Here is a 12,919-nt window from a genome sequence, read left to right as displayed (position 1 = left end):
GACCGCTCGCCGTTCCCGGGAAAGCCTTCGAAGATTACCAGTTGGCGCAAGATTCGATTGACATTTCGCAACTGCGAAACCATATGGCCGCCATCGAAGCGCCTCGGCAGCGTGAACTGGCGGAAAAATCCGCCCCGGCCGCGCTTCGTTTTTAGCCAAAGAGCTTCCCTTTTCACGCGGGTCGTTCAGCCACCCGCTGACGCGCGCCGTTACGGCTGCGCGCCGACGCAATATATTGCGAGTTTAGAACTTAACATGACATTCGAAACACTCGGGCTCTCGCAGCCCGTACTCCAGGCGCTCGAGCTCAAGGGCTACGGGCAGCCTACCCCGATCCAGGAACAGTCGATCCCCTACGTGCTCGACGGCCGCGACCTTCTTGGCATCGCGCAGACCGGTACCGGCAAGACCGCAGCTTTCATGCTGCCCTCGATCGACCGCCTGATCGCGTCCGACAAGCGGCCCAAGCCTCGCTGCTGCCGCATGCTGGTGCTTGCCCCGACGCGCGAGCTGGCCGGCCAGATCGCCGAGAGCGCTCGCGAATACGGCCAGTTCTCGCACCTCAAGGTCGTCACCGTGTTCGGTGGAACCTCGGTCAACAAGAACCGTCAGGACGTGGCGCGTGGCGTCGACATCCTGATCGCTACTCCGGGCCGCCTGGTCGACCTGACCGAGCAGAATGCGCTGGACCTGTCGCAGGTCGAGATCCTCGTGCTCGACGAAGCCGACCAGATGATGGATCTCGGCTTCATCCACGCCCTGCGCGCTATCGTGAGGCTCCTGCCCAAGCAGCGCCAGACGCTGTTCTTCTCGGCGACGATGCCCAATGCGATCAAGCAGCTGGCCGGCCAGTACCTGACCGATCCGGCCCAGGTCTCGGTGACTCCGGCCGCCACGACCGCTGAACGCGTCGAGCAATACGTCTGCTTCGTCGGCCAGCCCGAAAAGCAAGGCCTGCTCACGCTTACGTTGCGCGCCGGGTTCAAGGCCGGCGAGATGGACCGCGTGCTAGTGTTTACCCGCACCAAGCATGGCGCCGACCGGGTGGTGAAGAAGCTCGTCCAGAGCAACATTCGCGCCAACGCGATCCACGGCAACAAGAGCCAGCCCCAGCGCGAACGCGCGCTCGACGAATTCAAGCAGGGCAGCGTCAAGGTGCTCGTGGCGACCGATATCGCCGCGCGCGGCATCGACATCTCCGGTGTCAGCCACGTGGTCAACTTCGAGCTGCCCAACGTTGCCGAACAGTACGTCCACCGCATCGGCCGCACCGCGCGTGCCGGGCGTGAAGGCGTGGCTATCAGCTTCTGCGCCAACGACGAGCGCGATTACCTGCGCGACATCCAGCGCCTGACCAAGGTCACCCTCGATCAGGTGCCGCTGCCGGAAGGTCTGCGTGACGAAGTCGCGATCGTGGCCAAGCACGCCGAGCCGGTCCGCGGTCCGCGTCGTCAGCCAGGCCGCGGCCAGCCGCCGCGCCGCGACACTCGCACGGAAGCTCAGCGCGACGCGCGGGGAGAGGTCCGCGTCGAGCCCCGCGGTCAGCAGGGCGAGCGCCGTCAGGGCCAGTCCAACGGACAAGGAGAACGCCGTCCCGCTCATGGTGGCGGCCAGGGCGAACGTCGTCCCGCCCACGGCGGTGGTCAGGGCGAACGTCGTCCGGCACACGGTGGGGGTCAGGGCGAACGTCGCGAGCATAACGGTGGTGCCCAGGGTGAGCGTCGCCAGGGTCACGGCGGAGGCCAGGGCCGACCGGGCGGTAAGCCCGGCGGTAACGGCGGCAATGGCGGCAACGGTCACCACCGGCGCCGCAATCGCGGTAGCCGTCCCGGCGGCCAGCGAGCCGTCCAGGCCTAATTCTCCTGCGCCGTAGTTGGCAAACCCGCTCTGCACGGCCATATCGCGCCGCGCAGAGCGGGAGCTATTCATGGCCGACTACGATTACGATCTCATCACCATCGGCGCCGGTTCGGGCGGCGTAAGGGCCAGCCGCATCGCGGCCAGTTATGGCGCCAAAGTCGCCGTGGCGGAGGAATATCGCGTTGGCGGCACCTGCGTGATCCGCGGCTGCGTGCCCAAGAAGATGCTGGTGTACGGCGCTCATTTCGCTGAAGACCTGCAGGACGCGAAGAATTTCGGCTGGACCGTCGACAACTGCACCTTCGACTGGAAAGTCCTGCGCGACAACGTGCTCAAGGACGTCGATCGGCTCAACGGGCTCTACACCCAGACGCTCGAGAACAACAAAGTCGAGATCATCCCCCAGCGCGCCACCGTTACCGGGCCGAACGAAGTGACTCTGGGCGACGGAACCAAGCTCACCGCGAGATACATCCTCATCGCGGTCGGCGCCCGACCGCATGTCCCGAGTTGCCCCGGCCATGAGCACGGCATCACCTCCAACGAAGCGTTTCATCTCGACGAGTTGCCCAGGCGCATCCTGATCGCCGGCGGCGGCTACATCGCCAACGAGTTCGCCGGCATCTTCAACGAGTTCGGGACGCACGTGACCATCATCAACCGCAGCGACAAGCTGCTGCGCGGCTATGACGAGCAATTGCGCGACCGCCTGCTGCAGATCTCGCTCACCAAGGGCATCGACTTCCGCTTCAATGCCGAGTTCCGCGGGATCGAGAAGCTGGAGAGCGGCGCGCTCAAGGTCTCGATGACCAACCACGATCCGCTAGAAGTCGATGCGGTAATGTATGCGACCGGTCGCTTGCCCAACACCGAAGGGCTCGGGCTCGCCGAGATCGGTGTCGAACTGGGCGAAAAGGGCGAGATCAAGGTCGATCGCTTCAGCAAGACCAACATAGACAGCATCTACGCCGTCGGCGACGTGACCGACCGCGTGCAGTTGACGCCCGTGGCGATCCGAGAGGGCCATGCTTTCGCCGACACCGTGTTCGGGAACAAGCCGACCGCGGTCGATCATTCCTGCGTGCCGAGCGCCGTTTTCAGCCATCCGCCGATGTGCGGCGTCGGCATGACCGAGAGCGAGGCGCGCAATAAGCTCGGCTCGGTCAAGGTCTACACCTCCGACTTCCGCTCGATGAAGAATGTCCTCGCCGGCCGTAACGAGCGGAGCCTCTACAAGATGGTCTGCGACGATGCCGACAAGGTCGTCGGTATCCACCTGCTCGGACCCGACGCTCCTGAAATCCTGCAGGGCGCGGCGGTCGCCGTGAAGGCGGGCCTCAGCAAGGCTGATTTCGATGCGACCGTGGCGATCCACCCGACCATGGCCGAAGAACTGGTGCTGATGCGGTAAATGCCAAATCCTCCCCGTCGCGAAGCGATGGGCGGGGACCGCGCGAAGCGTGGGGAAGGGGCAAGCGGTGCCACAAGCCCCTCTGTCAGCCGCCTTCGGCGTCTGACACCTCCTATGACTACCGCGCAGTCACAGGGAGGAACTTGGCAAGTCCGGTGCGCGGCTCTACCCCTGCACCAGGGCAGCAGGGAGAGCGTATTGTCCGCCAACATTCCCGAACTCGAACGTCGCCGCGCCGCCGCCTTGCTGGGCGGCGGCGAAAAGCGAATGGCGGCGCAGCATGCCAAGGGCAAGCTGACCGCGCGTGAACGGGTCGAGGTGCTGCTCGATGCCGACAGCTTCGAAGAACTCGACATGTACGTCGAACACAACTGCACCGACTTCGGGATGGAGGCACAGCGCGTTCCGGGCGACGGTGTGGTCACCGGCAGTGGCACGATCAACGGACGGTTGGTTTTCGTATTCAGTCAGGACTTTACCGTGTTTGGCGGCTCACTCAGCGAACGCCACGCGGAGAAGATCTGCAAGGTCATGGATATGGCGATGAAGGTCGGCGCGCCCGTGATTGGCCTCAACGACAGCGGTGGCGCGAGAATCCAGGAAGGGATCGCCAGTCTGGCCGGCTATGCCGAGGTGTTCCAGCGCAACGTGCTTGCGAGCGGGGTCATCCCGCAACTTTCTCTCATCATGGGACCCTGCGCGGGCGGTGCGGTCTATTCGCCGGCGATGACCGACTTCATCTTCATGGTGAAGGACACCAGCTACATGTTCGTCACCGGCCCCGATGTCGTGAAGACGGTCACCAACGAGGTCGTGACTCAGGAGGAGCTGGGCGGGGCGGTTACGCATACGACGCGCACCGGCGTCGCGGACCTGGCGCTTGATAACGACATCGAGGCGCTGATGGCGGCGCGCGAGTTCATCTCGTTCCTGCCGGAAAACAATCGCAGCGGGGTTCCGGTCTTGCCCACCGAGGATCCCTGGGATCGGGAGGAGGACAGCCTCGACACTCTGATCCCCGCCAGCGCCAACCAGCCCTACGACATGCACGAGCTGGTGCGGAAGGTGCTCGACGACGGGGAGTTCGTCGAAATCCAGCCCGCCCATGGCGCCAACATCATCTGCGGATTCGGTCGGGTGGAAGGGCGCACGGTGGGAGTGGTCGCGAACCAGCCGATGGTGCTTGCAGGTGTGCTCGATATCAACGCCTCGAAAAAGGCCGCGCGGTTCGTGCGCTTCTGCGACGCGTTCGGCATCCCGATCCTGACGTTTGTCGATGTGCCGGGCTTCCTCCCAGGTACAGCCCAAGAGCATAACGGCATCATCAAGCATGGCGCCAAGCTGCTGTTCGCCTTTGCCGAGGCGACCGTGCCCAAGATCACCGTCATTACCCGAAAGGCCTACGGCGGCGCCTATGACGTCATGGCATCCAAGCATCTGCGCGGGGATTTGAACTATGCCTGGCCCACGGCAGAGATTGCGGTGATGGGGGCAAAAGGCGCCGTCGAAATCATCTTCCGCGGGCTTTCGGGGGAAGGGATCGCGGAGAAGACCAAGGAATACGAGGACCGGTTCGCCAACCCGTTCGTGGCCGCGTCACGCGGGTATATCGACGAGGTGATCTATCCGCATTCGACACGGAAACGGATTGCGTTGGGGCTGAGAAAGCTGCGCAACAAGCAGCTCGAGAACCCATGGAAGAAGCACGATAATCTGCCGCTGTGAACTGGTACTTCCCCCTCATCCCTGCGATCCTCATCGCGATTCTCTTCTGGGCCACGCGTGAGACCCTTCGCACGGGCAGAGTGGAGAAGATGGGCATGGTGGTGCGGCGCTCGGAAAAGCCGGTGACCTTCTGGGCCTTCGTCGTCACGCAGTGGTTCTGGATCGCGATGATGCTGATCGTGCTGGGCATGTGGGGCGTCGACTTCAACGGGCTGCGGACCGGTTAGCGCGATGCCCACGATCTTCACCATCGGCTACGAACAAGTGACCCAGGCCGCGGTGGTCGCGACGCTGAAGGAGGCCGGGGTCGAGGTGCTGGCGGATATCCGCTACCTCCCGCTGTCGCGGAGGCCGGGGTTCTCCAAGAGCTCCCTCAAGGCGGCCGCCGAAGAGGCGGGGATCGGCTACAGGCATTTCAAGCAACTCGGCACGCCGGCAGAGGGTCGCGCGGCGGCGCGCAGGCACGACCATGCCGAATTGGCACGGGTTTATGCCGGACAATTGGAACTGCCCGAAGCCATGGCCCAGATGGCGGAGCTCAGGACATTGGCGGAAGAGAAGCAGGTCGCGCTGCTTTGCTATGAGCGCGATGCGGCCGAGTGCCACCGCTCGCTGTTGTTCGATGCCCTGTTTCCGGACTTTGCGAGGGTCGATCTGGAGCCGGTTCTTCCCTGACCCTCCGGCTCAGGGGCAGTGATAATTGTTTTCCGGATCCTCGCTACGTTTTGATATTCAACAAGAATCCGCTTTCCTACAGGCCCAATGATGCTGCAGGGTTCCGGCTGTGGATGCTTCCTTGTCGGTCGCAGTTTAAATGTCCGGCGTCGCGCCCAAGTTGACACTTTTCGAGCAAGGCCAGAAGGGTGTACCGCTACTGACGCTCACGCCAAAGCCACGTCTTCCGGTTGGGCAGAGTGCATCAGGCGGGGTGCAAGCAGGAGCTTGAACAGGACGAACACCAGACCCGCGGTGGCCGCAAAGCCCATGTGGATGATCCAGAACTGCGTAGTCGGCATGGTCTCGAACCAGCCGCCGACCCATCCGACCAGCGAGTTCGCGCCAAAGAAGGCGAGGTAGTACAGCCCGATCACGGTGGCGTTGATCTGCTTGGGCGCCAATCGCGCGAAGAGCGCGAGGCTGACCGGCAGCATATGGGCAAAGCCAATCGAATTCAGGACGTGGAACATGACGGGCCAGAACAGCCCGATCTTGCTGCCCGCCGGAGTGGTCTCGGCCGCAAGGTAGAGGCAGAACATGCCAAGGACCGAAAAGGCCGAGCCGATAATCAGCTTGGAAAGCTCGTCCGGCTCTGGGCGCCGCTTGCCGTACCACCGCCAGAACAGGGCGACGATGGCGAGGAAGCTGACCGAGACCACAGCGTCGAGCGAGACCAGCCAACTGGTCGGCAGCTTGGTGCCGAAAAACACGAGGTCGAAATCGCGGTCGGCCCACACGAGGTAGGCGTTGAAGATCTGGTTGTTGGGCACGATGGCGATCGCCATCACCGGGATCAGGAGGATCAGCGCCAGCGTCGCCAGCCAGTCCGCACCGGTCATGGGCTCGCGCGGTTCGGCCGATTTATCGGGCACATCGAAGTGCTCTTTGGGCAAGTATTTCTGCCCGGAGATGTAAATGACGAGGCCGATCAGCATGCCCACGCCCGCGGCGCCGAAACCCCAATGCCAGCCGACGGTCTCGCCTAGCGTCCCAACGATCAATGGCGAAGCGATAACGCCAGCGTTGATGCCAAGGTAGAAGATCTGGAACGCGTCCGCCCGACGTAGGTCATCGGGTTTGTAAAGCGCGCCGACCTGGCTGGCGATGTTGCCCTTGAACATGCCAGAACCGATGATCAGGCACAGCAGCGCGAACAGGAAGGTGACATTGAAAGCCATCAGGAAGTGGCCCAGCGCCATGGTCACCGCACCGAGCAATACGGTGCGCCGCTTGCCCAGTACCCGGTCCGCCAGCCATCCGCCGAAAATCGGCGTCAGGTAGACGCTTGCCGCGTAAGTGCCGAAGATCGCCGAGGCGAAAGCCTGCCCCTCGAGCCCGCCGTACAGCGCACGCAATTGCTCGATGCCGGCGACATATTCGATCTGCCCCGGCTTGAGCAGGAAGTTGACCATGTACAGCACCAGCAAGGTCTGCATGCCGTAATAGGAGAACCGCTCCCACGCCTCCGTGAAGGCGAGGTAGCCCAGACCCTTCGGATGTCCAAGAAACGCGCGGTCGTGCCGGGTCTCGATGTCGAGGTCTGGCGTGGCTTCGGCTGTGGTCATCGACTCTCCCCGACCGGTTACGAATGCAACTGGCTAGGCCCGCTTCAACGCCGCTGCAATTGCCCGTCGAGAAATTCCCCCACGTCGTCGAGCGAGACCTGCCGATCGAGAAAGGCTTCGCCGATTGCGCGCAGCAACACGAAGGGCAGGGTGCCGGCGTCCATTTTCTTGTCGTGCAGCATATGGGCGACCAGCGCGCGTCCATCACAATTGAGACCGAGCGGGGCAATTTCGGTGGGTAGGCCCGAGGCGCCAATGGCCCCCGCTACGCGCTCGGCGTCGCTGTGAGAGATGTAGCCCTGCCGCGCTGAATAGCGTGCGGCGAGCACCATCCCCAGTGCCACGCCTTCGCCATGCAACAGGCGTTCGGAAAAACCGGTCTGAGCTTCGAGTGCATGGCCGAACGTGTGCCCGAGGTTGAGCAGCGCGCGCATGCCCGTGGTTTCGCGCTCGTCTTCCGCCACAATGCGGGCCTTGGCTTTCACGCTTTCGGTGACGGCATAGTCTTGTGCGGTCACCACGCCACCGACGACATCGGCGCCGTTTGCCTCGCACCAGTCGAAGAAGGCCCGGTCGCCCAGGATGCCGTACTTGATCACCTCTGCATACCCGGCGCGCATTTCGCGAACCGGGAGCGTGGTGAGTGCGCCGAGGTCTGCCAGCACCAGGCTCGGCTGATGGAACGCGCCAACCAGGTTCTTGCCGGCTGCGGTGTTGATCGCCGTTTTGCCGCCGACGCTCGAATCGACCTGAGCCAGCAGCGTCGTCGGTAACTGGATGAAGCCGCAGCCTCTCTTGAGGATGGCCGCTGCGAAACCTGTCAGATCGCCGATCACGCCGCCGCCGAGCGCGAGGACGTGGTCACCGCGTTCAACTTCCTCGGCCAGCAGCCAGTCCATCACTTGCTCGAGCCCGGCCCAGCTCTTCGCGCTTTCCCCAGGGGAAAGCACGAGCCAGCGCGGCTCGAACCCGCCTGCGTGCAGCGAGCCATCGACGGTATCGCGCCAGTGCGCCGCCACGTTCGAGTCCGTCACGATTGGGACGCGACTCTTGCGCAATAGCTTGCCGCACTGCGCGACGATGTCGGCAAGCAGGTTCCCGCCGACGCGAACTTCGTAGGAGCGGCCAGCAAGCTCGACCGGAATTACAGCCATTCGGATATTCCCCACAGGATACGATTGACCGTCTCGCCATGCGGTCCGGCGTCGCTCATTATCTTGATTGGTGCTTGCGCATAGGAGGGTTCGCGCTCCACCTTGAGGCGGGCGAGAATTTCCCTGCGATCGCCGCCTCGCAGCAACGGACGGTTGTCCTTCCGACCGACACGTTCGATCAGGGTATCGACTTCGCTATCCAACCAGATGGCGATTCCCCGATCGAGGATAAGGGCCCGAGTATCCGGCTGCACGAATGCGCCACCGCCGGTCGCGAGCACGGACGGGCCACGTTCGAGCAGGCGCGCGATCACTCTCCGCTCCCCGTCCCGAAAATGCTCTTCGCCAAACTTTTCGAAGATTTCGGAGACGCTCATCTGCGCCGCCTGCTCGATTTCATCGTCGGCGTCCGCGAAAGGAAGATCGAGAAGCTGCGCAATCTTGCGGCCGACTGTTGACTTGCCCACGGCCATCATACCCACGAGCACGAGTGGGCGATCGACACGGGCGGCGAGAATCTTGATCTCGGTATCGGTAAGGCTTGGCGTTTCGATGGTCATTGCCGCATGCGCTATAGATGGGCTAACCGCCCGTGCAAGTTTACGGAAGGTTCGGTTTTTGGTCGCGATGCGCGTCAAGAAGATTTGGCTGGGGTTGCTGGCGCTGTTAGTGCTCTTCCTCGCGGTTGCCTGGTATGATGGCGGGCGAGAGCCTCAACGGATGATCGAGCAGCCGATTGAGCTGCCGGAAGGAGTGAAATGAGGCGCGCTGTCCTGCTAGCGGGCGCTGCTCTGGCGCTATGTTCAACGCTGGCCCTTGCCGCGCCCGAATCGCTGCTTCCGCCCAGTTTCGACAATCCGGCGCCAACGCCCGCGCCGCGGCCCGCACCCACTCCGTCGCCTGCTCCTGCGCAGAACGCGCCCGCGGCGCCTCCCGTGTCCGAGCCGGTTATCCAGCCTCTTCCGGGAATTACCGACCCCGGTGCCATCGCTCTTCCAGACATCCCGCTCCCGGCGAATTTCCCCTCGCTTGCCGAGCTCGAGGCGATGGATCCCGATCAGATCGACGAGCTTCTCGGACTCAAGCCCAAGTTCGATATTCCGCCCGCGGCGCGGCGCGCCCTGCGCGAAGTCGGCGTGATCGGCCAGGACGAAGGCGGCTTCGACAGTACTTCTCTGGCCGCTCAGCCACCCGCGCTGGTCCAGGCCGCACTTCAGGCGACGCGAGGTCCGCTAGTTTCCCGTTGGGGCCACATTCTGTTGCGGCGCGCCTTGGCGAGCCGGCTCGACGCACCTCAGGGCATGGATCCGGCTTCATTTATCGCTTTGAGGGCCTCGTTACTCAATCGAATAGGGGAAGGGCTGGCGGCTCGGGCTCTTGTCCAGGATGTCGATTCGTCCAACTATAACGCTGCACTCGCGAGCGCGGCGTTCGACGCCTATCTCGCGACGGGCGACCTCTTGGGCATATGCCCGGTCGCTCGACTGAAAGGCACGCTGATCGAAGACGCCGAGTGGGATATGGCGCGGGCGATCTGTGCCGCCTACGCCGGAGAAGCTCGGCAGGCCGAGCGTGATCTGCAGCGCATGCTCTATTACGGGGAGGCGCCGCGCATCGATGCGCTGTTGGCACAGCGCTTCGCTGGTGCCGCGGGCGAAGGGCGGCGGGCCGTCAACATCGAATGGAACAATGTCGATGAATTGACCCCGTGGCGTTTCGGTCTGTCGCGTCAGCTTGGGGTGGAGCTGCCGGCTGGCCTCAGGAACGGGGCGGGGCCTACGTACGATATCTCAGATGTCCTGATCCCTGCCGTGCCGCTGCCCGAACGCGTGGCGGTGATGGATGTGGCAGGGGAACGCGGGATCCTGTCGTCCGCGGCCATGGTCGATCTTTATTCGCAATTGTGGAGTGAGCAACTCGAGGGCGAGGCTCGTACTCGCGCCAGCACATTGCGCGAGGCTTACGTGGCGAGTGACCCTGCGGATCGCCTCGCGGCCATGCAGCAGCTTTGGGGTGATGGAACCAGCTATGGGCGCTGGGTGCTCACCGCCTACGCAGCGGCTCGGCTTCCGGTTTCCGAGCCGTTGGTGGACGATGCCCCCCGAATCATCGGCTCGATGCTCGCCGCCGGTCTCGACAGGAATGCCATGCGCTGGGGTTCGGCCGTGGCAGAGGGTAGCGAAGGCTGGGCCCTGCTGGCGGTCGGTCAGCCCGGTGGTACCGGGCAGGTGGGACGGGGTGCCGTCAGTCAATTCATCGACGACGATTCTAGCGAGAATCAGCGCAAATCGCGGTTCCTTGTGGCGGGTCTCGCCGGGCTCGGACGGCTCGACTTCTCGACCGCCGTAAGCCTCGGCAACGATCTTGGCGTCAATCTCAACCGCGAAAGTCCCTGGAGCCGCAAGATCGATCGCGCGGGCGAACTTCGCAATCAGACGCTCGTCGCGCTGCTGGCGGGACTGGGGATGCAGGGTTCGGGATGGGACAAAATGACCGCCCGTCACCTCTATCACATCGTGCGCGCGCTCGATCAGGCGGGCCTCAACGCGGAGGCTCGCATGATTGCAGCCGAAGCCGTGGCGCGGGGATGAGGCCATCGTCGGAGCGATAGACGCTTTCCTTGCCATGCTGGCGGCCGAACGGGGTGCTGCGGCCAACACGCTCGCTGCCTACCGCCGAGATCTGGAAGGCGCTCAAGAGATTGTCGGCGATCTAGCGTCCGCTGATCGTGCCGCGCTCAACGGACTAGGGCAAGCGTGGGCTGACCTTGCTCCCTCGACGGTCTCCAGAAAAGCGTCGGCCTTACGCCAGTTCTACGGCTTCTTGTTGGACGAAGGGGAACGCGAGGACGATCCCTCACCGGCGCTGCCGCGGCCGGCGGCGCGACGCCCGCTCCCCAAGATATTGTCCCATGGCGAGGTGGAAGCCCTGTTCGCTCGGGTCGAACAGGAAGCAGGGAGTGATCGCCCTGACGCGGTACGCCTGCTTGCGCTTCTCGAGCTGCTTTATGGATCCGGGTTGAGGGCGACCGAGCTGGTGTCGCTGCCCTTATCCGCCGTACCGCGTGATGCGCCGTTGCTGACAGTCACAGGCAAAGGCTCGCAACAAAGAATGGTTCCGGTTTCAGCACGGGCTAGACAGGCGCTTTCCCGCTGGCTGGCTGTGCGTCCTCAGGGCGGTGGATATCTCTTTCCGTCCCGCGGCAAGCATCTGACCAGGATACGGCTGTTCCAGCTCGTCAAGGACCTGGCGATCAGGACCGGGATAGATCCCGCGAAAGTCAGCCCGCATGTGTTACGCCATGCTTTCGCCACGCATTTGCTCGAAGGTGGTGCTGACCTCAGGGTGCTGCAGATGCTGCTCGGACATGCCGATATCGCGACAACTCAAATCTACACGCACGTCGATGCCGCCCGACTGGTTGCGTTGGTCAATCAACGCCATCCTCTTGCGAGCGGCGAGCCGGACGGTTAGCGCGTCCAAATGATTTCTTACCTCGACTTCGAAAAGCCGGTTGCTGAGCTGGAAGCTCGCATCGCTGAACTGCGCGCCGCGTCCGAAGGGGGCGACGTGGATTTGTCCAGTGAGCTCGCAAAGCTGGAGCGCAAGAGTGCCGACTTGCTCACGACAACGTACGCCGCGCTGACGCCATGGCAGAAGACCCAGGTTGCGCGACATCCGTCCCGGCCGCATTTTCGTGACTATGTCGCGATGGCCTTCGAGGAATTCGTCCCGCTTGGCGGCGATCGATATTTCGGAGACGATCAGGCGATCATGGGTGGGCTTGCCAGGCTCAACGGACGCAAGGTCATGCTGATCGGGCACGAGAAGGGCAACGACACCGAAAGCCGGCTGCGTCATAATTTCGGTATGGGAAAGCCTGAGGGTTACCGCAAGGCGATCCGCTTGATGGAGATGGCCGGCCGCTTCGGTTTGCCCGTCGTGACGCTCGTGGATACTTCCGGCGCATTCCCGGGCGTCGAGGCTGAAGAGCGGGGGCAGGCGGAAGCGATCGCTCGCTCGACCGAAGCCTGCCTCGCGCTCAGGGTGCCGATGGTTTCGGCGATCGTGGGCGAGGGGGGATCCGGCGGCGCCGTTGCGTTGGCTAGCGCGGAACGGGTACTAATGTTCGAGCATGCGGTCTATTCGGTGATCTCTCCGGAAGGGTGTGCTTCAATCCTTTGGCGCACCGCGGAAAAAGCCCCGCAGGCGGCTGAAGCCATGAAGATGACCGCACAGGACCTCGTGCAACTCGGCGTTATCGATCGAATCGTACCAGAGCCAACCGGTGGTGCTCATCGCGATCCACAGGCCGCGGCCGTGGCTCTTGGTGGCGCGATTTCCGAAGAGTTGGATGCCCTGTCGCAGAAGACGCCGCAGGAGTTGCTCCGTCTTCGCGAGGAACGTTTCCTTACGATGGGCGCCGAGGGTTAGTCCCGATTTTTGGTGAGGCAAAACGGGAACATTGCCTTTTTGAGCGGGTTCGT

At 63.4% G+C, this 12,919-nt stretch carries 12 protein-coding genes; 9 read left to right on the top strand and 3 right to left on the bottom strand.

The window, feature by feature from the left end; genetic code table 11:
* Nucleotides 1-255: 255 nt before the first annotated feature.
* The 5 genes from KK137_RS06640 to KK137_RS06620 all read left to right on the top strand — a co-directional run bounded on the left by KK137_RS06640 (nucleotide 256) and on the right by KK137_RS06620 (nucleotide 5,671).
* Entirely contained in the window at nucleotides 256-1,857 is a 1,602-nt protein-coding gene (locus tag KK137_RS06640) for a DEAD/DEAH box helicase (protein WP_214535368.1), read from the top strand.
* Nucleotides 1,858-1,927: 70 nt separating this feature from the next.
* Nucleotides 1,928-3,271, top strand: coding sequence for a glutathione-disulfide reductase (gene gor, locus KK137_RS06635; RefSeq protein WP_214535367.1), 1,344 nt, complete (start codon nucleotides 1,928-1,930; stop codon nucleotides 3,269-3,271).
* 198 nt (nucleotides 3,272-3,469) lie between these two features.
* The gene (locus tag KK137_RS06630) at nucleotides 3,470-4,996 is read left to right on the top strand and encodes an acyl-CoA carboxylase subunit beta (protein ID WP_214535366.1); all 1,527 of its coding nucleotides are present in this window, start codon (nucleotides 3,470-3,472) and stop codon (nucleotides 4,994-4,996) included.
* On the top strand, nucleotides 4,993-5,223 hold the full coding sequence (locus KK137_RS06625; protein WP_214535365.1) for a hypothetical protein: 231 nt from the start codon (nucleotides 4,993-4,995) through the stop codon (nucleotides 5,221-5,223). Before KK137_RS06630 ends, KK137_RS06625 begins: the two co-directional genes overlap by 4 nt.
* A gap of 4 nt (nucleotides 5,224-5,227) precedes the next feature.
* Entirely contained in the window at nucleotides 5,228-5,671 is a 444-nt protein-coding gene (locus KK137_RS06620; RefSeq protein WP_214535364.1) for a DUF488 domain-containing protein, read from the top strand.
* A gap of 206 nt (nucleotides 5,672-5,877) precedes the next feature.
* Here KK137_RS06620 and KK137_RS06615 read toward each other — a convergent pair whose 3' ends face one another.
* Genes KK137_RS06615 through KK137_RS06605 form a run of 3 tightly spaced genes read right to left on the bottom strand, consistent with a single transcriptional unit; the run spans nucleotide 5,878 to nucleotide 8,992 of the window.
* Nucleotides 5,878-7,278: a peptide MFS transporter gene (locus KK137_RS06615; RefSeq protein WP_214535363.1), complete on the bottom strand. Its 1,401-nt coding sequence runs from the start codon at nucleotides 7,276-7,278 to the stop codon at nucleotides 5,878-5,880.
* Between the two features lie 44 nt (nucleotides 7,279-7,322).
* Nucleotides 7,323-8,432 carry a 3-dehydroquinate synthase gene (gene aroB, locus KK137_RS06610; RefSeq protein ID WP_214535362.1) on the bottom strand — a complete coding sequence of 370 codons (1,110 nt, stop codon included), beginning with the start codon at nucleotides 8,430-8,432 and terminating at the stop codon, nucleotides 7,323-7,325.
* Complete coding sequence (locus tag KK137_RS06605; protein WP_214535361.1) at nucleotides 8,423-8,992, bottom strand: shikimate kinase; 570 nt, start codon at nucleotides 8,990-8,992, stop codon at nucleotides 8,423-8,425. Before KK137_RS06605 ends, aroB begins: the two co-directional genes overlap by 10 nt.
* A gap of 67 nt (nucleotides 8,993-9,059) precedes the next feature.
* Between KK137_RS06605 and KK137_RS16735 the strand changes: the two genes are divergently transcribed.
* From KK137_RS16735 to KK137_RS06590, 4 genes are read left to right on the top strand one after another with little or no spacing between them, the layout of a single operon-like run.
* A complete protein-coding gene (locus tag KK137_RS16735; RefSeq protein ID WP_275950680.1) occupies nucleotides 9,060-9,194 on the top strand; it encodes a hypothetical protein in 135 nt (44 codons plus the stop codon).
* Complete coding sequence (locus KK137_RS06600) at nucleotides 9,191-11,023, top strand: hypothetical protein (protein ID WP_214535360.1); 1,833 nt, start codon at nucleotides 9,191-9,193, stop codon at nucleotides 11,021-11,023. Before KK137_RS16735 ends, KK137_RS06600 begins: the two co-directional genes overlap by 4 nt.
* 4 nt (nucleotides 11,024-11,027) lie before the next feature.
* Entirely contained in the window at nucleotides 11,028-11,906 is an 879-nt protein-coding gene (locus KK137_RS06595; RefSeq protein ID WP_338028028.1) for a tyrosine recombinase, read from the top strand.
* Nucleotides 11,907-11,915: 9 nt separating this feature from the next.
* Complete coding sequence (locus KK137_RS06590) at nucleotides 11,916-12,866, top strand: acetyl-CoA carboxylase carboxyltransferase subunit alpha (protein ID WP_214535358.1); 951 nt, start codon at nucleotides 11,916-11,918, stop codon at nucleotides 12,864-12,866.
* Nucleotides 12,867-12,919 lie beyond the last annotated feature (53 nt).

This window comes from Croceibacterium selenioxidans, assembly GCF_018599195.1.
GTDB classification, from domain to species: Bacteria; Pseudomonadota; Alphaproteobacteria; order Sphingomonadales; family Sphingomonadaceae; genus Croceibacterium_A; species Croceibacterium_A selenioxidans.
Note: the sequence above shows the minus strand (reverse complement) of the source record. Positions and strands in the feature narration are given on the sequence as shown.